19 protein-coding genes and 1 tRNA gene are annotated in these 22,759 nt (G+C 69.3%); 7 read left to right on the forward strand and 13 right to left on the reverse strand.

All coding sequences use genetic code 11. From position 1 onward, the window contains the following. Nucleotides 1–133 precede the first annotated feature (133 nt). The 3 genes from FB384_RS11265 to FB384_RS11275 all read left to right on the forward strand — a co-directional run bounded on the left by FB384_RS11265 (nt 134) and on the right by FB384_RS11275 (nt 2,966). Nucleotides 134–1,072, forward strand: a complete 939-nt coding sequence (locus tag FB384_RS11265; RefSeq protein ID WP_323985194.1) for a hypothetical protein — start codon at nt 134–136, stop codon at nt 1,070–1,072. Nucleotides 1,073–1,275: 203 nt separating this feature from the next. Further along, the gene (locus FB384_RS11270; protein ID WP_183782453.1) at nt 1,276–2,316 is read left to right on the forward strand and encodes a methyltransferase; all 1,041 of its coding nucleotides are present in this window, start codon (nt 1,276–1,278) and stop codon (nt 2,314–2,316) included. 98 nt (nt 2,317–2,414) lie between these two features. Then, on the forward strand, nt 2,415–2,966 hold the full coding sequence (locus tag FB384_RS11275) for a DUF1697 domain-containing protein (RefSeq protein WP_221212698.1): 552 nt from the start codon (nt 2,415–2,417) through the stop codon (nt 2,964–2,966). Nucleotides 2,967–3,239: 273 nt separating this feature from the next. Here the strand turns inward: FB384_RS11275 and FB384_RS11280 are convergent, their stop codons facing one another. From FB384_RS11280 to FB384_RS11310, 7 genes are all read right to left on the reverse strand, one after another. After that, on the reverse strand, nt 3,240–4,676 hold the full coding sequence (locus FB384_RS11280) for an MBOAT family O-acyltransferase (RefSeq protein WP_183782457.1): 1,437 nt from the start codon (nt 4,674–4,676) through the stop codon (nt 3,240–3,242). Nucleotides 4,677–4,975: 299 nt separating this feature from the next. Further along, a complete protein-coding gene (rlmB, locus tag FB384_RS11285) occupies nt 4,976–5,944 on the reverse strand; it encodes a 23S rRNA (guanosine(2251)-2'-O)-methyltransferase RlmB (RefSeq protein ID WP_183782460.1) in 969 nt (322 codons plus the stop codon). A 4-nt stretch (nt 5,945–5,948) separates the two neighbouring features. Beyond that, the gene (gene cysS / locus FB384_RS11290) at nt 5,949–7,331 is read right to left on the reverse strand and encodes a cysteine--tRNA ligase (RefSeq protein ID WP_183782463.1); all 1,383 of its coding nucleotides are present in this window, start codon (nt 7,329–7,331) and stop codon (nt 5,949–5,951) included. Nucleotides 7,332–7,348: 17 nt separating this feature from the next. Next, a complete protein-coding gene (locus tag FB384_RS11295) occupies nt 7,349–8,035 on the reverse strand; it encodes an HAD family hydrolase (protein ID WP_183782466.1) in 687 nt (228 codons plus the stop codon). Nucleotides 8,036–8,107: 72 nt separating this feature from the next. Beyond that, on the reverse strand, nt 8,108–8,575 hold the full coding sequence (gene ispF, locus FB384_RS11300) for a 2-C-methyl-D-erythritol 2,4-cyclodiphosphate synthase (RefSeq protein WP_183782469.1): 468 nt from the start codon (nt 8,573–8,575) through the stop codon (nt 8,108–8,110). Beyond that, on the reverse strand, nt 8,572–9,207 hold the full coding sequence (locus FB384_RS11305) for an IspD/TarI family cytidylyltransferase (RefSeq protein ID WP_228726007.1): 636 nt from the start codon (nt 9,205–9,207) through the stop codon (nt 8,572–8,574). The genes ispF and FB384_RS11305 overlap by 4 nt, the downstream gene beginning before the upstream one ends. 86 nt (nt 9,208–9,293) lie before the next feature. After that, nucleotides 9,294–9,785, reverse strand: a complete 492-nt coding sequence (locus FB384_RS11310; protein ID WP_030532268.1) for a CarD family transcriptional regulator — start codon at nt 9,783–9,785, stop codon at nt 9,294–9,296. A 361-nt stretch (nt 9,786–10,146) separates the two neighbouring features. Here FB384_RS11310 and FB384_RS11315 point away from each other — a divergent pair, with 361 nt between their 5' ends. From FB384_RS11315 to FB384_RS11325, 3 genes are all read left to right on the forward strand, one after another. Further along, nucleotides 10,147–10,692, forward strand: a complete 546-nt coding sequence (locus FB384_RS11315) for a copper chaperone PCu(A)C (protein ID WP_258937092.1) — start codon at nt 10,147–10,149, stop codon at nt 10,690–10,692. Nucleotides 10,693–10,821: 129 nt separating this feature from the next. Then, nucleotides 10,822–12,189, forward strand: a complete 1,368-nt coding sequence (radA, locus tag FB384_RS11320; RefSeq protein ID WP_183782472.1) for a DNA repair protein RadA — start codon at nt 10,822–10,824, stop codon at nt 12,187–12,189. A gap of 176 nt (nt 12,190–12,365) precedes the next feature. Next, nucleotides 12,366–12,722 carry an iron chaperone gene (locus FB384_RS11325; RefSeq protein ID WP_183782475.1) on the forward strand — a complete coding sequence of 119 codons (357 nt, stop codon included), beginning with the start codon at nt 12,366–12,368 and terminating at the stop codon, nt 12,720–12,722. A gap of 252 nt (nt 12,723–12,974) precedes the next feature. Here the strand turns inward: FB384_RS11325 and otsB are convergent, their stop codons facing one another. The 3 genes from otsB to FB384_RS11340 all read right to left on the reverse strand — a co-directional run bounded on the left by otsB (nt 12,975) and on the right by FB384_RS11340 (nt 18,869). Further along, nucleotides 12,975–15,503 carry a trehalose-phosphatase gene (gene otsB / locus FB384_RS11330; protein ID WP_228726008.1) on the reverse strand — a complete coding sequence of 843 codons (2,529 nt, stop codon included), beginning with the start codon at nt 15,501–15,503 and terminating at the stop codon, nt 12,975–12,977. A gap of 201 nt (nt 15,504–15,704) precedes the next feature. Beyond that, on the reverse strand, nt 15,705–17,108 hold the full coding sequence (locus FB384_RS11335; RefSeq protein ID WP_183782478.1) for an alpha,alpha-trehalose-phosphate synthase (UDP-forming): 1,404 nt from the start codon (nt 17,106–17,108) through the stop codon (nt 15,705–15,707). A 234-nt stretch (nt 17,109–17,342) separates the two neighbouring features. Continuing rightward, a complete protein-coding gene (locus FB384_RS11340; RefSeq protein ID WP_183782481.1) occupies nt 17,343–18,869 on the reverse strand; it encodes a threonine/serine exporter family protein in 1,527 nt (508 codons plus the stop codon). A 269-nt stretch (nt 18,870–19,138) separates the two neighbouring features. Here FB384_RS11340 and FB384_RS11345 point away from each other — a divergent pair. Further along, nucleotides 19,139–19,211 (forward strand) — tRNA-Thr (locus tag FB384_RS11345). A gap of 42 nt (nt 19,212–19,253) precedes the next feature. Here the strand turns inward: FB384_RS11345 and FB384_RS11350 are convergent. From FB384_RS11350 to FB384_RS11360, 3 genes are read right to left on the reverse strand one after another with little or no spacing between them, the layout of a single operon-like run. Beyond that, nucleotides 19,254–19,649, reverse strand: coding sequence for a hypothetical protein (locus FB384_RS11350; RefSeq protein ID WP_183782484.1), 396 nt, complete (start codon nt 19,647–19,649; stop codon nt 19,254–19,256). A 58-nt stretch (nt 19,650–19,707) separates the two neighbouring features. Next, nucleotides 19,708–21,300: an alkaline phosphatase D family protein gene (locus tag FB384_RS11355; protein ID WP_323985196.1), complete on the reverse strand. Its 1,593-nt coding sequence runs from the start codon at nt 21,298–21,300 to the stop codon at nt 19,708–19,710. A gap of 11 nt (nt 21,301–21,311) precedes the next feature. Next, nucleotides 21,312–22,658 (reverse strand): DUF2252 domain-containing protein, encoded by a 1,347-nt coding sequence (locus FB384_RS11360; RefSeq protein WP_183782486.1) that lies wholly within the window; start codon nt 22,656–22,658, stop codon nt 21,312–21,314. Between the last annotated feature and the right edge of the window lie 101 nt (nt 22,659–22,759).

The raw sequence follows: 22,759 nt of genomic DNA on the forward strand, positions 1-22,759 counted from the left end.
TGCGAGACTCGGGTGACGCCGGTATGTGGCGACTACAGCACGCCGGGTCGACCGGCCGATGCCGGTCGTCACGTGCCGGGGAAGATCACATCGGTGCTGTCAATACGGACGGAACGGGTGCAAGATCCACGCCGTGAGTACGAGAACGCCTGACACATTGCAGGCCGCCGCGGACGATGCGACGGCCGGTGCCGAACGGTCCGCCGCCTCGGACGCTGCCGCCGAGGTGGTCGTGGCCGGGGCCGGCGAGTCGTCGGCCACCGACGGCGGCAGCACCGACAGTGGCAGTGCCGGCGATGTGGACGGCGGCCCCGGTAGTTCCGGGGATGGGGCCGCGGAGCCGAGCCCGGTCCCGGTCGACTTTCCCGTGTACGGATTGCACCCGTCGATTCCCGGACCCCGTTGGGTCGACTTCTTCGAAGGCGGCAACGTCGGTCCGGTCGAGCCGGACGCGGGCTCCGAGGCCGTTTCCGGCCTGGGTGAGACGGGGCGTGCGCCCTGGGCGTTGTGGCTGGGGCAGCGGCTGGCCGACACCGAGCGCGGGCTGCGTGTCGGCAGCATGCCGCGGCTGCGTTACGAACGCGCCATGTGCCCCGGCGGCGGCGACCCGCTGGCGGAGGTGGCGTTCGGAGCCGCCTTCGGCCTGGTCAACCTGACGTTGCCCGACAGCAGCGTGCCGCGGCCGGACGGACTGATCGAATCGCTGCTCGCGCACGCGGAGCAGCACGCCCGGCGGTACGAGAAGTGGAAACGCGTGACCTGGCGCGTGGACGGGATGTCCGTGCGTGCGCGGATCTGGGAGTTTGCGGGAGGTTGGACCGGATTCACCGGAGACCTCGACGACAGCTATGTCGCGGCGATCGGTATCGGCGTCGCCGCGGACGAGCTGAGCCTGGGGCGGGTGACGGATCCGAAGGCGTACGGCGTGGACTTCTCCGTGCCCATCAGTCTCGCCGACCTGGGCAGGCACCGCGCCACTCGGCCCGAGGCGTGGTTGCCGCCGCCGCGCCGCGACGCGTTCCACCCGGAGCAGCTGGCGTTGCTTCCCGAGGATCGCCCCGCCGCGGAGTAACGCCCCTCGGCCCCAGTCCGTGTTGCGGCTTCGGGGACTCGTGTTGCGTTTCCCGGGGCCCGTGTTGCGTCCTCCGGGGCTCGTGTTGTGCTCACCCGTTGACATGTGTGGTTAGCATGAAATGTCCGGTGTGAGCCATTCGCCTCGCACGATCCTGTTGTCGCGATGGTTCGCCGGTGTGCCGACCGCCGGGAGGGTCACGAATGGCGACCGGAGGGGACGGGGCGACGCCGGAACAGGGCGCGGGCCCGGAACGAATGGTGCGGCTGCTCGCGGGTTTCGAGGTGTCGCAGGCGTTGTATGCCGTCGCGAAGCTCGACATCGCGACGGTGATGAATGAGGGCGTCAGCGAGGTCGCCGAGATCGCGGCGAGCACGGGCACCGACGCTCTTGCGGTGAAACGGGTATTGCGAACACTGACCGACTTCGGCGTCGTGGAACAACGCGGCGACACGGAGTTCGTCCTCGCCGATTTGGGCGCGACACTCGCTTCGAACGTGTCAGGGTCGTTGCGTGACCTGGCCATCATGCTGATGGAAACGCATTACCTGCCGTTCGAGCGTTTCGTCGATACGGTCCGAACAGGACGCCCCGCCGCCGACATCTACTTCGGACAGTCCTTTTTCGAGTGGTTGAACGCTGAACCGGAGCGGGCGGAACAGTTCAGTGCCGCCATGGCTTCGGTTACCGATGGCATGCAGAGCGACGTGTTTTCCGGGTATCGGCTGCCCGCCGGGGAGCTCGTCGCCGACCTCGGCGGCGCGGACGGATCGGTGTTGCTCCGATTGTTGCGCGAGCATCCGGATCGCCGGGGCGTCGTGCACGACCTGCCTGCGGTCGTCCCTGCTGCGCGTACGCGTGTCGCCGAGGAGGGGTTCGACGGTCGTGTCGATGTGGTCGGCGGCAGTTTCTTCGAGGCGGTGCCGGTCGCCGACGTCTACGTGCTGTCGACGGTGCTGCACGATTGGGACGACGAATCCTGTAAGGCCCTGTTGACGCGGATCGCCCGTACGGCCGCCGTGGGAGCGCGGCTCGTGGTGGTCGAGATGATCATGCCCATCACCGGCGAAGTGCATGCCAGCAAACAGGTGGATCTGACAATGCTGGGAATGGTCACCGGTCGTGAGCGCACGCTGCCTGAGTTCACCGACCTGCTGGCGAACGCCGGATTCCGCCTGGACCGCGTGGTGCCCACCGCGGAGACGAGTTCGTACGAGATCATCGAGGCCACGCTCACCGGCTGACCCTCGCGCGTGTCCTGCACTCAGCACCGCGTGTCCTGCACTCATGCAGGACGTCGCATCCGTGCGCCGGTGTCGGGGTTTCGGCATAGGGTGGCGGTGTGACGTCGACGTGGTACTGCGCACTGCTGCGGGGGATAGGCCCCGGTAACCCGAACATGCGCAATGAGAAGCTGCGCGAGGTGTTCGACGGCCTGGGATTCACCGGCGTGGTTTCGGTACTGTCCAGCGGAAACATCGTGTTCGCAACGGAAACCACCGACACCGCGGCGCTCGAGGACCGGATCCAGTCCGCCCTGCGCGGCGAACTGGGAATCGGCGGCGGAACCATCGTGCGCAGCCGCACCGAATTGCAGGCCCTTGCCGATGGCGAACCGTTCGGGGATCTGGAGCACACGCGCGAGACGTATTTGACGGCGACATTCCTGAAGTCGCCGCTCGACCCGGTGCCGACCTCGTTCCCGGAAACCGGCGATCCGACGGTTCGCATGGTCGGCTACGACACCGCTGCGCGCGCCGTGCTGGCTGTTTCGGACAACACGTCGTCACCGTTCTTCATGACCTGGCTGGAACGGCAGTTCGGCAAGGACATCACGACCCGCACGTGGCTGACCGTCCACCGCATCCTCAAGCGGATGCCGGACCACGCGTAACCGCAATAGTCGGCCCTGCATCCGCAACACGCGCTCCGGAACCCGCGACACGCGCCCCGGAAAGTGCGACACGACGGGTTGCCGCCCACGTCGTGTCTGCCTACCGGTTCGCGCTGCTCCGCTCGGTCGAGCGGTGGTGGGCGACGGGCGGGAGCAACACCGCTGCGGCCCTGAATGCAGGACACGCGGCCCTGAATGCAGGACACGCGGCCCTGAGTGCAGGACACGCGGTGCTGAGCGCAGGACACGCGGCAGGTCGTCGAACCGGTGCCCTCAGAACTGGTAGTAGAGGAACGGGCTGAAGGTGCCCGTGGCGACCAGGATCGCGGCGTAGGCGACGCCGACCGTCATGACGCCGACGCGGAGGGCGTTCGCCTGCTTCGTCCGTGCCGATTCGAGTAGCGGCCCCATGACCGGAGTCGCGGGCAGCACGAACACCACCGCGGCGAGCAGCAGCAACACCAGCCGCTGATTCGTCAGTGCCGAGGCCGCGACATCCGTGAGGCCGTCGAAGTCCGGTGCGAACATGTGCCCGATCATCGACAGCGCCTGGCCCAGGTCGGGAGCGCGGAAGAACACCCAGCCGATGATCACGAGCACGAGCGTCAGGGCGCGCCGCGCGATCCGCGGACCGGTGGAATCCGGCGTGTGCGCCCAGCCGGTCGCGCGTTCCAGGACGAGCAGCGCACCGTGGTACACGCCCCAGATCACGTACGTCCACGCCGCACCGTGCCAGAACCCCGTCAGCACGAACACGATCCACAGGTTGCGGTACGTCTTGTGGCCACCGGAGCGATTGCCGCCGAGCGGGATGTAGACGTAGTCGCGGAACCAGCGCGACAGGGACATGTGCCAGCGTCGCCAGAAGTCCGTGATCGTGACCGAGGAGTATGGCCGGGCGAAGTTCTCCGGCAGGCGGAACCCGAGCATGCGGCCCAGGCCGATGGCCATGTCGGAGTAACCGGAGAAGTCGAAGAACAGCTGCAGCGTGAACGCGATGGCGCCGAGCCACGCGATCGCGAACGTCATCTCGTCGGCCGGCGTGGAAAAGCACGCGGCGACGAACGGGGCCAGCGAGTCGGCGATGACGGCCTTCTTGCACAGGCCCAGCGCGAACCGGGGGAACCCGGCGGCGATGTCGTCCAACCGGTGGTGGCGGTGCTGCGGCAGCTGGTCGGCGATCTCGTGGTATCGCACGATCGGCCCCGCCGCCAGCTGCGGGAACATCGCGATGTACGTGCCGAACGACACCGGGTTGCGCAGCGCGCGGCGCTCACCGCGGTAGATGTCGACGATGTACGAAATGTGGTGAAAAGTGAAGAACGAGATGCCGATGGGCAGGGCCAGTTCGGCGACGGGGAAGTCGCCGCCGAACAGCTGCGCGAACCACGCGATCTGCTCGGTGGCGAATCCCGCGTACTTCCACACCAGCAGGATCGACAGGTCGAACGCGATGACACCGATCAGCAGTCTGCGCCTGCGGGAGCTGCCGCCCAGCCCCCAGTCGTCCGGTTCGAGTGCGGGGCCCGCGAGGAAGTTCACCACCATGCACGCGATAAGCAGCAGCGTGAACGCACCGGCGCCGGTGGCGTAGAAGATCAGACTGCCGACGGCGACGATGCCGTTGCGCCACGCCCGCGGGCACACCAACACCGCGACGAGCATCGCGGGCAGGAAGTACCACAGGAACAGTGGTGAAACGAACGACATCCGGCGGGCCCCCTCGGCTGATCCGAGGAGACCCTAGCTCAGCGGGAAGTCGTGTACGCCCGATACCGGCACCTTGCCGCGGTGTGATTCACACCTGCCGAGGAGATCCGCACCGGCGTGGCCGCACCGTGTCCATCCGGACACACCGTGCCACGCGACTCCCACCGGCCGCTCACACCTGCTCGGCAGCGCGGTGTATACCCGACCAGTCGCGCCGTGTCTTACACGCGCTCGGCCGCGCCGTTTCTCACACCCGCCCGGCCGCGCCGTTTCTTACACCCGCCCGGCCGCGCCGTTTCTTACACCCGCCCGGCCGCCCGACGGCGCCGGGCGACCTCGGCCATCAGCACGGCGGCGGCCACCGACGCGTTGAGCGACTCGACCTCCGGCGACATCGGGATGGACACGGTGACGTCGCAGTTGTCGCGCACCAGGCGGGACAGGCCACGTCCCTCGGAGCCGACGACGACCACCAACGGGTCGGTGGCGATGTCCAGACCGTCGACGTCGAGCGTGGCGTCCGCGTCCAGCCCGGCGACCATCACGCCTTCGGACGCCCACGACTGCAGCTGCCGGGTCAGGTTCGTCGCCACAGCAACCGGCAGCTTGGCCGCGGTGCCCGCGCTGGTGCGCCACGCGACGGCCGTCATGCCCGCGCTGCGCCGCTGCGGCAGCAGCACGCCGTGTGCGCCAAAGGCGGCGGCCGAGCGGATCACGGCGCCGAGGTTGCGCGGATCGGTCACGCCGTCGAGCGCGACGATCAGTGGCGGTTCACCCGAGTCGTGCGCGGCGGCGAGCAGATCGTCGGGGTGCGCGTACTCGAACGGCGGCACCTGCAGGCCGAGGCCTTGGTGCACGGCGCCGCCGGTCTTGCGGTCCAGCTCGTCGCGTGGCACCTCGAGGATGGAGATCCCCTTGTCGGCGGCCTGCTGCACGGCCTCCTTGACGCGGTCGTCGGCGTCGATGTTCAGCGCGACGTACAGTGCCGTCGCCGGAACGCCGGTGCGCAGCGACTCGACAACCGGGTTGCGGCCCGCGATGATCTCAGGGCCCTCGGCGGCCTTCTTCTGCGCGCGCTGCCGGTTGTCCTCGCGCTTGGCCTGCTGAGTGGCCTTCTTCTGCTTCGGGTGCCCCGGGCGGTTCTCGCCCTTCGGCGTCGGTCCCTTGCCTTCGAGCCCCTTGCGCCGGTTGCCGCCGGAACCGACGACCTGACCCTTCTTGGTGCCCTCTTTGCGGACCGCGCCGCGGCGACGGGAGTTACCGGCCATGTCCTCAATCCCTCACTGTCCACGATGGACCATTGGGGGTGTCCTCCACCGCGATGCCCGCGGTGGTCAGCTGGTCGCGAATGGCGTCCGCACGGGTGAAGTCCCTGTCGGCCCTGGCTCGCGTGCGCTCGTCGAGTAGTGCGTCGACGAGCGTGGCCAGTGCATGGGCCTCACCGCTGTGGCTCGCCGCGTCCTGCCACTGCTCAGACAGCGGGTCGAGGCCGAGCACGTGGACCATCGCGCGCACCGACTCGGCGAATTCGAGCGCCTTCGTCTCGTCACCGGCGTCGAGCGCGGTGTTGCCGTCGCGCACGGTGTTGTGCAGGACCGCGAACGCCTGCGGGGTGCCGAGGTCGTCGTCGAGGGCGGCGGCGAACTCCGCGGGGACCTCGCCGATGCGCACCCCGGTCGTGCCGCCCGCGCGGCGCAGGAACTGTTCCACGCGGCGGTACCCCTGCGCGGCCTCGGCCAGCGCCTCGTCGGAGTACTCGATCGTCGACCGGTAGTGCGGCTGGATCAGGTAATAGCGCAGTTCGACGGGCCTGCACTTCCGCAGCATCTCCGGGATCGCCACGATGTTGCCGAGCGACTTCGACATCTTCTCGCCGGACAGCGTCACCCAGGCGTTGTGCAGCCAGTACCGGGCGAAGCCGTCGCCTGCCGCGTGGGACTGCGCGCGTTCGTTCTCGTGGTGAGGGAAGACCAGATCGACGCCGCCGCCGTGGATGTCGAACTCCGAGCCGAGGTACGTCGTCGCCATGGCGGAGCATTCGAGGTGCCAGCCGGGCCGGCCGTCGCCCCACGGCGTCGGCCACGACGGCTCGCCGGGCTTGGCGGCCTTCCACAGCGTGAAATCGCGCGGGTCGCGCTTGCCGCCGGCTCCCGTCTCGCCCTGCTGCACCTCGTCGGGGCGCTGGCCGGACAGCGTGCCGTAGTCGGGAAGCGACGTCACGGAGAAGTAGACGTCGCCGCCCGAGACGTAGGCGGCGTCCCGGTCGATGAGTCGCTGGATGAGCTCGATCATCTGCGTGACGTGGCCGGTGGCGCGCGGCGTGATCGACGGTGGCAGGCAGCCCAACACGGTGAAGGCGTCCTCGAAGGCGCGCTCGTGCGTGGCGGCCCACTCCCACCAGGGCCTGCCCGCGTCGGCGGCCTTGGTGAGGATCTTGTCGTCGATGTCGGTGACGTTGCGGACCAGCAGCACGTCCAGTCCGTTGTGGACGAGCCAGCGGCGCAGGACGTCGTAGTTCAGTGCGCCACGGACGTGCCCGATGTGGGGGACGCCCTGGACGGTGGCCCCACAGACGTACATGGACGCCGTTCCACTGCGTGCGGGATGAAACTCCCGTACGTCCCTGGTCGCGGTGTCGTAGAGATGAAGGGCCACGCCCGAAATGGTACGGGCTACAGCGCGCCGTGCTCGCGGAGGGCGGCGCGTAGTCCGTCGGTCCGTTCGGCCGTGGGCAGCGGCTCGACCAGCGCGAACTCGCAGCCGATGCCGGTCGCCCCGCCGTCGGCGTCGGTGTGGTCGCCGACCATGAGAGTACTTTCGGCGGGGCTGCCGAGGCGTTCGACCAGGATCCGGAACACCGCCGGATCCGGCTTGACGTAGCCGACCTCGTACGACAGCACGAACTCGTCGACATAGGCGTCCAGGCCCCTGGCTGTGAACGCGGGCCGGATGTCGAACGCGATGTTGCTGAGTACCCCGACCTTGACGCCCGCGCCGGAGAGCTCCTTCAGCACGCTCGCGGTGTCCGGATACGGCGTCCACTCGGCCGGGTCGATGAGCCTGCGGTACAGCGCTTCCGCCTGGTCGGTGCCGGGGACGCCGCTCTGCTTGAGGATCTCCAGGTAGGCCTTGTGATGCAGCTCCGGGTCGAGGTCGCGGTGCTCCCAGGCCTCGCGGTGCTGCTCGTCGAGGTCCACGGTGAGGGTGACGGGTGCGGTCATGCGGCGCATCAGCTCCGCCTGCTCGTCGGCGTCGAGGGGCCTGCCGTCGTCGTCGACGAGGCCGGTGAACCACGACTGCCGGTGTTCGAGCCGGAACAGCGTCCCCGAGAAGTCGAACATCACCGCCTGTATCGCCATGCCGACGAGACTACCGGTGCGGCGCTGCGGTCGTGATCTCCGAGGTGGCCACGTATCCGGCGGCACTCGTGCTCAGCGGGGCAGCAGCAGTGCCGTGGCGATCGCGGCGACGCCCTCGCCGCGTCCCGTGAGGCCGAGGCCGTCCGTAGTGGTGGCCGAGACGCCGACCGGACCTCCGACGGCGTCCGAGAGCACCTGCTGCGCCTCGTCCCTGCGGATGCCGATCCGGGGGCGGTTGCCGATGACCTGCACGACCGCGTTGCCTACGCCGAAACCGGCCGTCTCGACACGGCGGCGCACCTCGGCCAACAGTTCCGCTCCGTGGGCACCCGACCAGCGCGGATCGCCCGTGCCGAACACCGCACCCAGGTCACCGAGCCCGGCGGCGGACAGCAGCGCGTCGCACAGCGCGTGGGAGGCGACGTCGCCGTCGGAATGGCCTGCGCAGCCGTCGTCGTCGGGCCAGAGCAGCCCGGCCATCCAGCACGGCCTGCCTGCTTCGATCGGATGGATGTCGACGCCTTGGCCGATGCGGGTCATGCGGTGTTCTCCGTACTCAGCAGTGCTTCGATGACGGCGACGTCGAACGGAGTGTGGACGCCCATGCCGTGCGGGTCACCGGGAACGGGGCGGGCGCGACCGTCGAGCCGCGTGATCAGCTCGGCGGCGTCGGTGGGGCCCGCGTCACCGGTGAGCAGCTCGGCGAGGACGTCGGCGCGGACGGCGACGGGTGCCTGCGCGTGCCGGAGCAGCGACCGGTCGCGGGTGCCGTGGACGATCCCCTCGGTGTCGACGACCTTGACCGTGTCGGCGACGGGCTCGACCGGAACGGCCCCTGCCGCCCCGTCGCGGACCGCGTCGACGACAGCCGAGACCACGGATGCCGGGACGAACGCACGCGTCGCGTCGTGTACCAGCACGACGTCGTCAGGGCCGGGTGCCGCGGTCGACAGCGCCGAGCGCAGCGCATGATCCCCGGAGTTCGCGCCCTTGGCGGAGTCTGCCTGGGTCGGCTCGGCGGCGAACACGACACGGTCGCCGTCGCAGGTCAGAGATGGGTAGGAAGCACGATGCCGTGCCGGTCCCGCCACGACGATCCGGTCCACGCAGCCGGAGTCGAGCAGGCCGTGCACGGCATGTGACAACAACGGTTCCCCGCGAACGGGAAGCAACGCGCCGGAGCGCGAAGCATCCCCGTCCCCGAGCGGAACCAGTGCGATGACGTTCAGGGTCCTATGACCTTGTGCAATCGCTGGAGCTAGACGACCGCGGTTTCGAGAACCTCGTCGAGCAGCACCTCGGCCTTGCCTTCGTCGGTACCTTCGGCGAGCGCCAGCTCGCTCACGAGGATCTGTCGCGCCTTGGCCAGCATCCGCTTCTCACCGGCGGACAAGCCACGATCCTTCTCCCGCCGCCAGAGGTCGCGCACCACTTCGGCCACCTTGTTCACATCGCCGGAGGCGAGCTTCTCCAGGTTGGCCTTGTACCGACGCGACCAGTTGGTCGGTTCGTCGGTGTGGGGAGCACGCAGCACGTCGAAAACGTGATTGAGGCCGTCTTCGCCCACGACGTCACGAACACCGACGATCTCGGCGTTGTCAGCGGGAACGCGAACGGTCAGATCACCCTGCGCGACCTTGAGGACGAGGTACTGCTTTTCCTCGCCCTTGATCACGCGGGTCTCGATCGCTTCGATGAGTGCGGCACCGTGGTGCGGGTAGACGACGGTCTCTCCGACCTTAAAAACCATGTGTCCTCTGCCCCTTTCGCTGTATCCAGCTTAGCACGTCCGACGTGTGCCCAACCAGGCGGCTGCCTTCGTCCTCGCAGGTCAGTGGGCTAATCATACGGCTTAGGGGGCTTGACAACGGCGGAATTCGTATACTCACGCAGGTGGGCCGGGATCCGTTTCCCGCGGTTTTGAAATCCATTATGGACATTTTCGCTGTCCGATTCCCGGTGAAGTGCCCGGTCAGGGGTGTCGGCCCCTACCCAGTGTCGTGCTCGCCACCAGGTGATGTCTGCCCGCGGCGGCCGGGATAGTCTGCCTTTGTACCTCTTCTCCCGGGAGGGGAGGTGACGCGTTGCAGGCGCAAGGAAGGACTCGAGCAGTGAAACGTCGCATGATCGGTGCGGGCATCGCAGGTATCTCGCTCCTCGTCGCGGGATGCAGCGCAGGCCAGATCACGCAGACGGACACCCAGGTCGCGGGCGTCAACGGTGGTTCGACCGAGGTGGGCGACATCGCCGTGCGCAACGCCGAGCTCGCCTTCCCCGAGAACGTGCAGCCCGCCGCGTACCTGGAGGGCTCGGACGCCGACGTGGTCATGAGCATCGTCAACTCCGGCGAGCGGGCCGACGAGCTGCAGTCGGTGACGAGCGACGCCGCTGAGAACGTCGCGATCGCCGGCGAGACGTCGCTGCCCGCCGACACCACGCTCGCCGTCGGCCCCGGCAAGCCCGACGCCGGCCAGCTGGACGGCGAGGTCACGCTCGAAGGCCTGAAGCGGGAGATCCGGCCCGGCCAGGACGTCAGGGCGACGCTGACCTTCCGCGACGCGGGCACCGTCGAGGTGGTGCTGCCCGTGAAGGTTTCGGACGAGCCGCGGCACGACGCTCCCGCCGACGACGAGGAGCACGGCGGCGGAGGCCACTGAGTCGGAATCCGCTGAGTCGGAGTCCGCTGAGTCGAAGCTCGCCGGGTCGCTGCAGTCGCCGGCTCGCCGCGGCCCGTGCCGGTGGCCGGCGGCGCCGGACTGTCGGTGGCGGCCGATACGGTCCCCGGCGTGGCCAAGAAGACGTCGAGTACCTACCGCTGCGCCGAATGCGGCTACGAGGTCGCCAAATGGGTCGGCCGGTGCCCGGAATGCCAGGCGTGGGGGACGATCGAGGAACGCGGTGACGCGCGTCCGCAGGTCGCGCGCGTGGCCGCGGGCGCGCCGAGCGCGCCCGCGCGGCCCATCGCGCAGGTGGACGTCGAGTCGTCGCGGGCGGCTCCGACCGGTGTGTCCGAGCTCGACCGGGTGCTGGGCGGCGGGCTCGTACCCGGCGTCGTGGTGCTGTTGGCAGGCGAGCCCGGGGTCGGCAAGTCGACCCTGCTGCTCGAGGTCGCGTACCGCTGGGCGGCGGAGAGCGGCTCGGCGGCGTTGTACGTCACAGGCGAGGAATCGGCGGGACAGGTGCGCCTGCGCGCCGAGCGCACCGGCAACGTCGACGACGCCATGTTCCTCGCCGCCGAGAGCGACCTGTCCGCGCTGCTGGGGCACGTCGACGACGTCAAGCCCGGCTTGCTGATCGTCGACTCGGTCCAGACCATGTCGTCCCCGCAGGTCGACAGCTCGCCGGGCGGTGTCACCCAGGTCCGGGCGGTCACGTCGGCGCTCGTCGCGCTCGCCAAGGAACGAGGACTGCCGGTGGTGCTCGTCGGGCACGTCACCAAGGAGGGTTCGGTCGCGGGGCCGCGCGTGCTGGAGCACCTCGTCGACGTCGTCCTGCACTTCGAAGGTGACCGGCATTCGACGTTGCGCATGGTCCGCGGGGTGAAGAACCGGTTCGGGGCCGCCGACGAGATCGGGTGTTTCGAACTGCGCGACGACGGCATTGCGGGTGTTCCCGACCCGTCGGGGCTGTTCGTCAACCGACATGCCGAAGCGGTTCCGGGTACCGCGGTGACCGTGACGGTCGAGGGCAAGCGTCCACTGTTGGCCGAGGTGCAGGCGCTCGTCGGGAAGTCGTACCTGAATCAGCCGCGGCGCGCGGTCAGTGGGCTCGACTCCTCGCGCGTGAGCATGGTGCTGGCCGTGCTGGAGAAGCGTGGTGGCGTGCAGCTCGGAGACAAGGACGTCTACGTGGCCACCGTCGGCGGGATGAAGGTGACCGAGCCCGCGGTGGACCTCGCGGCTGCGCTCGCGGTGTCGTCGGCGTTCACCGATCAGGCGCTGTCGCCGAAGCTGGTCGCGATCGGGGAGGTCGGCCTCGCCGGTGAGGTGCGGCGGGTGACCGGGGTCGGCAGACGGTTGACCGAAGCGGCGCGCATGGGTTTCACGCATGCGCTCGTACCGCCGGATCCGGGGCCGCTGCCCGACGGCATCAAGGCTCTCGAGGTCGCCGACCTGGCCAGCGCCGTCCACGCGGTCCAGTACGTCCCCGATTGACGGGTGCCGTCGAGGCCCGTCGTTCCGCCTGGTGTCGCTGAGGTTGCCTGGCAGGATGAAGGGTCGTGCGGGCTCGATCGACCGTGCGGGCTGGATCGACCGTGCGGGCCTTGGGGAGCGTGCCCGGCGCGGATGTGTTGTCAGTGCCTGGTCACCCGAGGAAGTGAGACGCCGCCATGACATCGATCGCGGACCACGACGCCTACATCGCGGCTGCGCCCGAAGCGCTCCGGCCTTCATTGACTCCACTGCGTGAGCTGTTGGCACGCGTGCTGCCGGACGCGGAGGAGATCGTCGCGTACAACATGCCGGGTTTCAGCATCGACGGCACTGTGATCGCGAGCTATGCGGCATTCAGCAAACAGTGCGGGCTGTATGTCCAGCCGGGCGCTGTCGCCGAGCATGCCGACGCGATCGCGGCCGCCGGCCTGAAGTCCACGAAGACAGGCATCACCTTCACGCCGCGCAAACCGATTCCGGACGGCCTCGTCGAGGATCTGGTGCGCGCTTCGCGGAAGGCCGCCGGGGTCTGAACGCGGGCGCGGGGCAGATCGAGGGTGGAGGCAGATCGAGGGCGGAGGGCGGCGCGCTCGATCAGACGCCGGGCCGTGCGGCGTGGCGTTCCGGTCAGCCGGCCGGGACGCCCCCGACGTACGCCCCGGCCGGCTACGCGGGAGGGACGTACCGAGGCGCGCGTGCTGGTGCATACTCGGCCATTTTGTGATGTGAATCACAAAATGGGGCTGTCCGATCTTGTGACCGGACAGCCCCATCGACGGACGTCGTCACCGCGAGAGCAGCCTCGCGCAGCGGATGAGTCCGATGTGGGAGTACGCCTGCGGATGATTGCCGAGTGAACGCTCGGCGACCGGGTCGTACTGTTCCGGCAGCAGCCCGGTCGGGCCCGCGGCGTCGACGAGCTGGTCGAACAGCTCCTCGGCCTCCGTGCGCCGTCCGGTGAGCAGGTACGCCTCGATGAGCCACGCGGCGCACAGGTGGAAGCCGCCTTCGCCGCCGGGCAGGCCGTCGTCGCGGTGGTAGCGGTACACGGTCGCACCGCTGCGCAGCTCGGCCTCGATCGCGGTGACCGTCTGCTGGAACCGCTCGTCCTGCGGGTCGAGCAGGCCGGCCAGGCCGACGAACAGCGACGCGGCGTCGAGGTCGGTGCCGTCGTAGGCCGTGGTGTAGGCCTTGACCTCGGCGTTCCAGCCGTTCTCGAGCACGTCGGCGGCGATCTCGTCGCGCAGTTCCGGCCAGCTCGCCGGGATCTCGCGGCCGTATACCTCGCCGAGACGGATGGCCAGGTCGAGCGTCTGCCAGCACATCACGCGGGAGTACACGCGGTGCCGGGGCACGTGCCGCTCCTCCCAGATGCCGTGGTCGGGTTCGTCCCAGCGGCGGCTGACCGCCTCGGCCATCGCCCGCACCATCTGCCAGTCCTCGTCGCGCAGGTCGCCGCGGGCCTCGGCGAGTGTCATCACGAGTTCGACGACGGGGCCGAAGACGTCGAGCTGCACCTGGTGGTTGGCGAGGTTGCCGACGCGCACCGGCCGTGAGCCCTTGTAGCCGGGCAGCGAGTCGATGACGGCCTCGGCGCCGAGCTGCGTGCCGGCGAGGGTGTACAGCGGGTGCAGCCGTTCCGGTCCCGCGAGTGTCGACAGCACGCCGTGCAGCCAGCCGAGGAACGCTTCGGCTTCGTGGAGCGAGCCGAGCGTGACCAGCTCGCGCATCGTCATCGCGCCGTCGCGGATCCAGCAGTACCGGTAGTCCCAGTTGCGGACGCCGCCGATCTCCTCGGGCAGTGACGTCGTGGCCGCCGCCATCACGCCGCCCGTGTCGGCGTGGATCAGTCCCCGAAGGGTCAGCGCCGACCGGGTGACCAGTTCGGACTCCACGCTGGGCAGCTTCAGCGTGCCCGCCCAGGAGCTCCAGTACTGGCCCGCCTCGGCGCGGCGTTCGATCTCGGGAAGTTCGTGCGGGCCGAGGTCGGTGGTGCCGCAGCGCAGCTCCAGCACGATCGGCGCGCCGGGCTGTGGCTGCACGAGCGCGGTCGCCGTGTCGTGGATGCCGTCGCTGCTGATCTCCCACTGCACGCCGGGCGAGCGCAGCACGAAGGCCTCGGAGGTGCCGAGCACCTGCAGCCCCTCGTCATGCTGCACCAGCCGCACGGGCACGCCGCCGAACTCGGGCCGCGGTGCGAAGGTGATCTCCGCCGTGGCCTCGCCGGAGATCACGCGCACGATGTCGGTGCGGTGGGCGGGCGCTTCCGGCTCCATGTAGTCGGTGACCAGCAGCCGCGACCAGCGCGTCTCGACGGTCATCGTGCCCGGCAGGTAGCGCTGGCCGAGCGGAAGGCCGTTGCGGTGCGGGGCGATCGTGAAGTGGCCCGCGCCCTCGCCGCCCAGCAGGTCGGCGAACACCGCCGCCGAGTCGGGGCCGGGGTGGGCGAGCCAGGTGAGTTTCGCGTCGGGTGTCAGCAGCGCCACCGAACGCGCCGAGGCCAGCATCGACAGGCGTTCGATCGGGGCGGCTTGCTCGCCGTAGAGCCAGTTGCGGCGTTCCTCGAGCAGGAACGCCAGGATGGTGGCGACCTGTTCGGTGTCGCCGACCCGGTGGTGCGCGAGCGTGTCACCGTCGCCGACCTTGATGCCCAGGTCGGGGCCGGTGAGCTGTTCGAACGCCTTCTCGTCGGTGACGTCGTCGCCGATGAACAGGGCGGCGGTGGCGCCCACCTGGTGGCGCAATGTGCCGAGCGCACTGCCCTTGTTCGTCTGCACGACCGACAGCTCGACGACCTCTTTGCCGTCGGTGACGGACACGCCGTCCCACGTGCAGGGTCCGTTGTGGACGGCGTCGACGATGCGGGCGGCGTCCTGCCGCGAGGCGCGGCGGACGTGCACCGCGACGCCCGCGGGCTTGACCTCCAGTTCGGCGCCCGCGGCGCCGTCCACGATGCGCGTGAGCTCGGTCTCGATACTGTCGCGCAGCTCGCGGGATTCGTCGTCGAGGTCGTGCACGAAGCCGACGTCGAACTCCGAGCCGTGGCTGCCGACCAGGTGCACCTCGGCAGGCAGTCGCGACAGCGTGGCGAGGTCGCGCAGGGCCCGGCCGGAGATCACGGCGGTCGTGGTTTCGTGCAGCGCGGCCAGCGACCGGAGCGCGCCGACCGATTCGGCCAGCGGGCGTGCCTCGTCGGGCTTCTCGGTGATCGGCGCCAGTGTGCCGTCGTAGTCGCAAGCGACCAGCAGGCGCGGCGTCCTGGCGATCTGCATGATCGCGCGCCGCAGCTCAGCGGGCAAGGCCTCGGCGGTCAACACTCCTCCTTGGGAAAGATGTGCAGAGTGGCTTGCGTAGCGGTGCGGGTGGCGAGTGCCGGTTCACCTGATCGGCTGTCCCCGTGCGGGGAACCGCCCGCTTGCCGGGGATTGCACGCTGCGAACCTGCGGTGGCGCAGGCGGAGAGCCCCACGTCAAGTGACTGCGTGACTTCTACACCCGCCCTCGCGAGGGGAGTGATCAGGTCGTCGGCCCGGCCCCGAGGGCTTCGAGGAACGAGCGCGCCCACCTGTCGACGTCGTGCGTCAGTACTTGACGACGCAAGGCGCGCATCCTTCGGCGACCTTCCGCGGGGTCGAGCTTAATAGCCTGTTCGAGGGCGTTCTTCACCCCGTCCAGGTCGTGCGGGTTGACCAGGAAAGCGCTGCTCAGTTCGGCCGCTGCGCCGGCGAACTCGGACAGCAGCAGCGCGCCGCCGAGGTCGTGGCGGGCAGCGACGTACTCCTTGCAGACGAGGTTCATGCCGTCGCGCAGCGGGGTCACGACCATGACGTCGGCGGCCAGGAACATGGCCGCGAGTTCGCTGCGGTCGATGGACTGGTGCAGATAGTGCAGCACCGTGTGCCCGACCCGGCCGAACTCGCCGTTGATGCGCCCGACGATCTGCTCGATGTCGACGCGCATCTGCTGGTAGTGCTCGACGCGTTCGCGGCTGGGTGTGGCCAGCTGGATGAACGTGACGTCGTCCGGTTCGACGCGGCCCTCCTGCAGCAGTTCGTGGAAGGCTTGCAGCCGCAGGTCGATGCCCTTGGTGTAGTCGAGCCGGTCGATGCCGAGCAGGATCTTCTTCGGGCTGCCCAGCTCCTCTCGCACCTGCGCGGCACGGTCGATGACGGATCGGGTGCGGGAGAGCTTGTCGAGGCCCGCGGCGTCGATCGAGATGGGGAACGCGCCGACCCGCACGGTGCGGTCGTCGACCTGCACCATGCCGGGCCGCGAGCGCACGCCCACCGAGCCGCGACTCGGTTCGAGTCCGATGAGCTGGCGCGCCAGCCACAGGAAGTTCTGCGCGCCGCCGGGCCGGTGGAAACCGACGAGGTCGGCACCGATCAGGCCCCGCACGATCTCCGCCCGCCACGGCAGCTGCATGAACAGCTCGACCGGCGGGAACGGGATGTGCAGGAAGAAGCCGATGCGCAGGTCCGGCCGCAGTTCGCGGAGCATCGTCGGCACGAGTTGCAGCTGGTAGTCCTGCACCCACACGGTGGCGCCGTCGCCGGCCACGGCCGCGGCGGCCTCGGCGAACCGCTGGTTGACGCGCACGTACGCGTCCCACCAGCTGCGGTCGAAGATCGGGCGTGCGACGACGTCGTGGTACAGCGGCCACAGCGTGGCGTTGGAGAAGCCTTCGTAGTAGTCACGGACCTCCGCGGAGCTCAGCCGCACGGGGTGCAGCACGAGGCCGTCATCGCTGAACTCGTCGACCTCCACGTCGGGCACGCCCGGCCAGCCGACCCATGCGCCGTTGCGGGAGCGGAGGAAGGGTTCCAGCGCGGACACGAGCCCGCCGGGGCTCTGTGTCCAGCGCTGGTTCCCGTCCTCCGTGCGTTCGAGGTCCACCGGCAGCCGGTTGGCGACGACCACGAACTCCGCTCCCGCGTGTTCCCGGCCGGACCCCGGCTCCGGGGCACCGCCGGGTTCGGCTCCGTTCGACGATGCTCCGCTCGAAGGCGTGACGTCCGAGGGCTCTGCCTTCGAGGGTGCTGCGTTCGATGGCGCTGCGTTCGAGGGCATTGCGTGCGATGGCGCTGCGTTCGTGGGCACTGCGTTCGGCTTCTCCTGCGCGGGGGCCATGGGTTGAACATTAGCGCGGCGCGGCTATTCCGGGCTTCCTCCTGGATCGAGGGGCCCGGCCATGCGTGGTCCGGCGAGCTTGCGTTCCAGTCTGCCGAGTCCGGTTCGGACGGGCTGGGCGAGGAACTCGCCGAACACCACGCCCGAGGCGAGAGCGATACCCGTCGCGACCGCACCCATCAGCGGCGTCATATTACCGAAATCGGCCAATTCGGACAGTCCGCGGTAGGTCGCGAAACCCGGCAGCAGTGGAGTGATGCCGGATACGGCCACGACCAGCGGTGTCACCTTGAGTCTGCGCGCCATGACGCCGCCGCCGAGGCCGACGAGCGTGGCCGCCACCGCCGACGCGACGATCGGACCCGCCTCGATCACCATCAGCGTGCCGTAGGCGCACGCGCCCACCGCGCCCGCACACGCGGCGACCAGCAGCGGGCGCAGGCTCGAGTACGACGCGAGCGCGAAGCACGCCGCCGCACCCGTGCCGGCCAGGATCACGATCGGCAGGTTCAGCACCTGTAGCGACGGCACCGACGGCACGGGGGTGCTCGCGGCGCCGAAGTACTCGGCGATTTGCATGCCGCCTGCCACGCCGGCGATCAGTCCCGCCGACATCAGGGCGACCTCGAGACTTCGGCCCGCCGCGGTGACGTAGTAGCCGGTGATGGCGTCCTGCACCGCCGAGACGGTCGACAGCCCGGACAGCAGCACCGTCAGGGCCGCGGCCACGACCAACGTCGGTCTCTCCAGCGGCAGCAGACCCAGGTTGACCACGCCGATCGCCGCCGCCGACGCCAGCACCCCGCCGGTCATCTGCTGGAAGAAGAACGGCATGGAGACGCGGTTCAGCATGCGGCCGACCCGGTCGGTCACGGCACTGATCACGAACGCGACCAACGCGGTCCAGATGTCACCGCCGAGCAGCAGGCCGATGAAGCCGGCCATGCCGCCCCACGCCAGCGTCGACACCCACCGCGGGTACGGGTGGCCGGCGCCGGTGACGCGGTGCAGTTCGGCGTAGGCCTCCTCTGCGCTGAGCTTGTTGCGGAGCAGCCTCTGCACGAGGCGTTCGGTGTCGGACAGCCGTGTGTAGTCGAGGCTCCGGGACCGGACCACACGCAGCGCCGTCACCGGCGACAGGTCGCTGCCCCGGTGGCACGACACGGTGATCGACGTGAAGATCACCTCGACCTCGCAGTGGGGCAGGCCGAGCGCGCGGGTGAGAGCGAGGATCGTCGCTGTGACGTCGGAGGCACCGGCTCCGCTGGCCATCTGGACCTCGCCGATGCGGACGACGAGGTCGAGCACCATGTGCACGGTCGGTTCGTCGGGCAGCTGGGGGCCGATGGCCGCGTCGGGTTCGACCGCGGGGTGCTCGCCGGTGGGGGCCTCGAGGATCTGCCAGGCGCGCTGCCGGAGATTGCGGCCGCGTTGCTGACGAGAACCACGGTTGCTGTCGCCTTCGTGCTTGCGATCCTCGGCCGGCGCTTCGAGGATCTGCCACGCGTGCCGGCGATGTCCCGCCGTTCTCGCGCGCGGCTTCAGTTTCATACGGCCCCACCTCCCTAGCTGCTCATCTGTTCCCCCATGGCATCGGCTGTCGGGCCCGCGCCGTTGCACCCCGGATCATGTGTCCTGTGCCACGTTTCGGAACGATCTGTTGCGCCGAGTCCAATTTACTCACTTGTAGGCGTTTTCGCAGGTAGGAGTGTGTGTTCGAGGTGTGTTGGGCTGCTGTGTGTTGCGGGTTCAGGGAGGTTCGTCCGCGCCGGGGCCGCGGTTCTATACTGGATGCGCGCGCTCGCCCCGTGGGGAGCCGTGCCGGCATAGCTCAGTTGGTAGAGCAGCTGTCTTGTAAACAGCAGGTCGCGGGTTCGAATCCTGTTGCCGGCTCCGATGTGGCCAGGGGGCTTCCGGTTTCCGGAAGCCCCCTGGTTACGTTCGGTCTCCGTCGTAGGCCAGCGGCGGCTCGTCGCATCGGCGTCGCTCAGTGCGTGGCCGCCACTGCGAACGCGTGGGGTGTCGACCGGTCGCAACACACTCTCGGGTCGCATCGAACAGGGTCTCGACGGCCACCTCGGCGCCGGCGGGCTGGACGAAGTGGTGGCCGTCCCACGTGAAGTAGTCGACCTCGCATTTGTTGGAACCGCTCGCGGGCACGATCTCCGGCGACTCGGTAGCCATCCCTCGGACCCGCGTGGGCCGGTTGTCGGCCTGGTCGACTACTCGGTGCCGTTCGGCGTGGGGATGGGTCCACGAGTCGCCGCACCCGTTCGGGCGGTCCATCTCGATCGTGCGCAACATCGACCCGTCCGACCAGGGCTGGTGCATGACGCCTGTGTCCTCACACAGCTGGCAGGCGTGCCGGCCGACTAGTCCGGGACCGTCCTCACCGGTCGGCGGATGTCGTGAGCGGCAGCCGTACGGCGGTGACGAGTTCGTCGCCGGTGGCGCGTTCGTAGATCGCCGTGGCCGCACGTCCGTCGACCTCCACGGTGGCGATGGCGTTGGGCAGGTGCGGGCCCCACACGCGCCGCCACTCCACGTCGAGCGGCGCGACTCCGGCCCGCCGGGCCCACCGGCGCGCGACCGCCGCCAGTGGCCGCCACCATGCGATCCGGAAACCCCACGCGATGTAGGCGGGCGCTTCGTTGTGCACCGGCGAGCAGGTCAGCTGGTGCACCCGTGCCCGCACCGGCTCGTCGAACTCGGCTTCGGCGGCGTAGTGATGGTGGACGTCGCCGGAGAGCACGGTGACCGAGGCGGGCGCGTCGCGGCGGTTCGCGACCCGCCGGATGAGCCGGGCGAGCCGGTCGAACGACTTCCGGAACGCCGCCCAGTGCTCCAGGTCGACGGCCTGGCGGATCGTCTCCGCCAGCCGGCCGCGCAGCCCCGGTCTCTCGCAGGCGAGTTCGTTGATCGACTCCGCGTCGGAGAAGGTGTGCGGCAGCAGCCACGGCAGTGACGACCCGAGCAGCAGATGGTCGATCTCGCCCTCGGTGTTCGCCTCGATCCAGGTGAACTCGTCGTCGTCGACCATCGCCCGGCGACCGGGTTCCAGCATGCGCCCGGCCCTGGTGTCGATCATCAGCAGCCTGATCCGCCCGAAATCGCGCCGGTAGGACCATCGGACGCTGGTGCTGTCGGCGTCGGCGCGCTGCGCGAACTCGCGCAACAGCGGCGCGGCGTCGCCGTCGTGGTCGGTGACCGCCTTGAAGACCTCGTCGTCGGCGAGCTCGTCGGGTCCGAGGTTGCCCAGGTGTTGATACACCCAGTACGAGACCAGCGCGTCGCGGATCCGTTCCGGCCACCACGGTTTCGTCCACATCTGCTCGCGCCATGCCCGCGAGGTGTTCCAGTCGTCGCGGACGTCGTGGTCGTCGAAGATCATCGACGTCGGCACCGTCGACAGCAGCCACCGCAGCAGTGGTTCCGTCCAGCTCTCGTAGTAGAGGTGGGCGTACTCGTCGAAGTCGGTCACCTCGACGCCCGGTGGCGTGCGCAGGTCTCTGCGGCCGGCGAGCCACTCCTTCGTCTCCGCCGTCGGTTCGTCGGCATAGACCTGATCACCGAGCAGCAGCAGCGCCTGCGGCCACTCGGACTCCGCCAGCCCGGTCATCCTGCGCGCGTACGCGACGAGCGCGTCGGAGCCGATGCCCCGTTCGTGCCCCGGCCTTCGACACGAACCGAACACGAGCCGGAAGGTACCGGCACCGAGCGTGCGGATCCGGCTGGCAGGCAGGGTCGACCCCGACTCCGGCCAGGCGAGCTCACCGTCGAGGCGCACCTCGTACGGCGTGCTCGTGCCCGGCCGTAGCCCGTGGATGACGACCAGGGCGTAGTGGTGGCCGTAGACCTCGAAGGTGCGGGCCGTGCTGCCCAGCACTTCGACTTCACAGGCGGAGTCCGTTTCCACCCACACCGTCGCCGTGGTCTCGCCGACGTGCCGCAGCAGTGGTCCGAGGAGAAGTTGTGCCGTCACGACAGACCAGTTCACAGGATCGGGGCGGAGGGTTCGAGACCGGGGATCTCGCCGTTTCGGAAGGCGTCGACGAACAGCTCCCTGTCCTGCCGCGCCTGCCGCGCGTATTGCGCGCCGAACGTCACCATGTCGCGGACGAAACCGTCCTCGTCCGAGCCGATCGCCGACAGGATCGCCTCCTCGCTCTGGAAGGGGACCAGGGACTGCTCGGAGTCGGCGTCGGAGACGCAGTGCATCCCCGCCGTCGCCTGGCCGAGGTAGTCGATCACCGGCTGCATCTCCTTCGGCTCCGTGAGATCGGACCAGTCGAGGTCCTGCACGTACGGGGACAGCTCGGAGACGACGTAGCCCTCGCCGCCGAGCTCGGTGTGGCCGAGCCAGGGGTCGGCGTGCGCCTGCAACGCCCGCTGCGACACGGCCGTGCGGTGCCCGTGATGGACGAAGTAGCTCCGGATGGCCTCGTCGTCGACGACCCGGCTCGGCGCCGCCACGTTGCCCTGCTTCATCGACAGGATCACGTCGTTCTCCAACGCCTCGGTGCGCCCCTCCACCAGGACGTTGTAGGCGGGCAGCCCTGCGGAACCGATCCCGAATCCCTTGCGGCCGACGATGTCCTTGACGTCGTAGGTGAGGCTCTCGAAGCGTTTGGTTTCCGGGATCGTCTCGAGGTAACGGTGGTAGGCCTGTTCGACCAGCGCGTACTCATCGGCGGCCAGGCGCCGCACGCCTCGGCCGGGCCGGAACCGCCGTTCGTGCTCCTCGACGACGGTGGCCTCCTCCAGCAGGCCGATCCGGGTCTGCAGCTTGGCGTCGAGCAGCACGTCGCGGACGACACCCTCGGTGTTGCTCAGGTGGAGTTTGAACTCCTCCTCGTCACGCGTGCCGTCGGCGAATGCGCGCACCATGCGGATGTAGGACCGCACGAAACCGGCCATGAGCGTCTCGATGTCCGCGTCGGAGATCGCCTTGCGCCGCGCCAGCAGCGCCACCGATGCGCAGAACCGCTTGATGTCCCACGTGAACGAGCCCAGGTAGGCCTCGTCGAAGTCGTTGACGTCGAAGACGAGCTGGCCCGCCGAGTCCATGTAGGTGCCGAAGTTCTCGGCGTGCAGATCCCCCTGGATCCACACGCGGCCGGTGCGCGCATCGCTCCACGGGTCGTCGGCGCCTGCCATGTCCCGGTAGAACAGGCAGGCCGCTCCGCGGTAGAAGGCGAACGGGTTGTCGGCCATCTTGCGGAACTTCTTGCGGAACGCGTCCGGATCCGCCTTGATCATGTCCCCGAAGGCGTCGACGAACACGTCGATGATCTCGTTCTTCCGGTCTTCTTCGTCCAGCCGGCTCCTGCCGTTGTGCATGCCCACGATTCTCGACCTGCGTCCTGTTCGTAGCGGCGTGTGCGGCTTCGCCTCCGCGGCCCGTACCGGACTCAGTCAAACATTCGAGTCGGTGACGTCAA

This window comes from Prauserella sediminis (genome assembly GCF_014195435.1).
GTDB lineage: Bacteria > Actinomycetota > Actinomycetes > Mycobacteriales > Pseudonocardiaceae > Prauserella > Prauserella salsuginis.

Bases quoted from the DNA above. Each gene is read 5' to 3' on its own strand.
- FB384_RS11270 (WP_183782453.1), top strand. From the start codon at position 1,276: ATGGCGACCGGAGGGGACGGGGCGACGCCGGAACAGGGCGCGGGCCCG.
- FB384_RS11280 (WP_183782457.1), bottom strand. From the start codon at position 4,676: ATGTCGTTCGTTTCACCACTGTTCCTGTGGTACTTCCTGCCCGCGATG.
- rlmB (WP_183782460.1), bottom strand. From the start codon at position 5,944: ATGGCCGGTAACTCCCGTCGCCGCGGCGCGGTCCGCAAAGAGGGCACC.
- FB384_RS11295 (WP_183782466.1), bottom strand. From the start codon at position 8,035: ATGGCGATACAGGCGGTGATGTTCGACTTCTCGGGGACGCTGTTCCGG.
- ispF (WP_183782469.1), bottom strand. From the start codon at position 8,575: ATGACCCGCATCGGCCAAGGCGTCGACATCCATCCGATCGAAGCAGGC.
- FB384_RS11310 (WP_030532268.1), bottom strand. From the start codon at position 9,785: ATGGTTTTTAAGGTCGGAGAGACCGTCGTCTACCCGCACCACGGTGCC.
- FB384_RS11325 (WP_183782475.1), top strand. From the start codon at position 12,366: ATGACATCGATCGCGGACCACGACGCCTACATCGCGGCTGCGCCCGAA.
- FB384_RS11340 (WP_183782481.1), bottom strand. From the start codon at position 18,869: ATGAAACTGAAGCCGCGCGCGAGAACGGCGGGACATCGCCGGCACGCG.
- FB384_RS11350 (WP_183782484.1), bottom strand. From the start codon at position 19,649: ATGCACCAGCCCTGGTCGGACGGGTCGATGTTGCGCACGATCGAGATG.
- FB384_RS11360 (WP_183782486.1), bottom strand. From the start codon at position 22,658: ATGCACAACGGCAGGAGCCGGCTGGACGAAGAAGACCGGAAGAACGAG.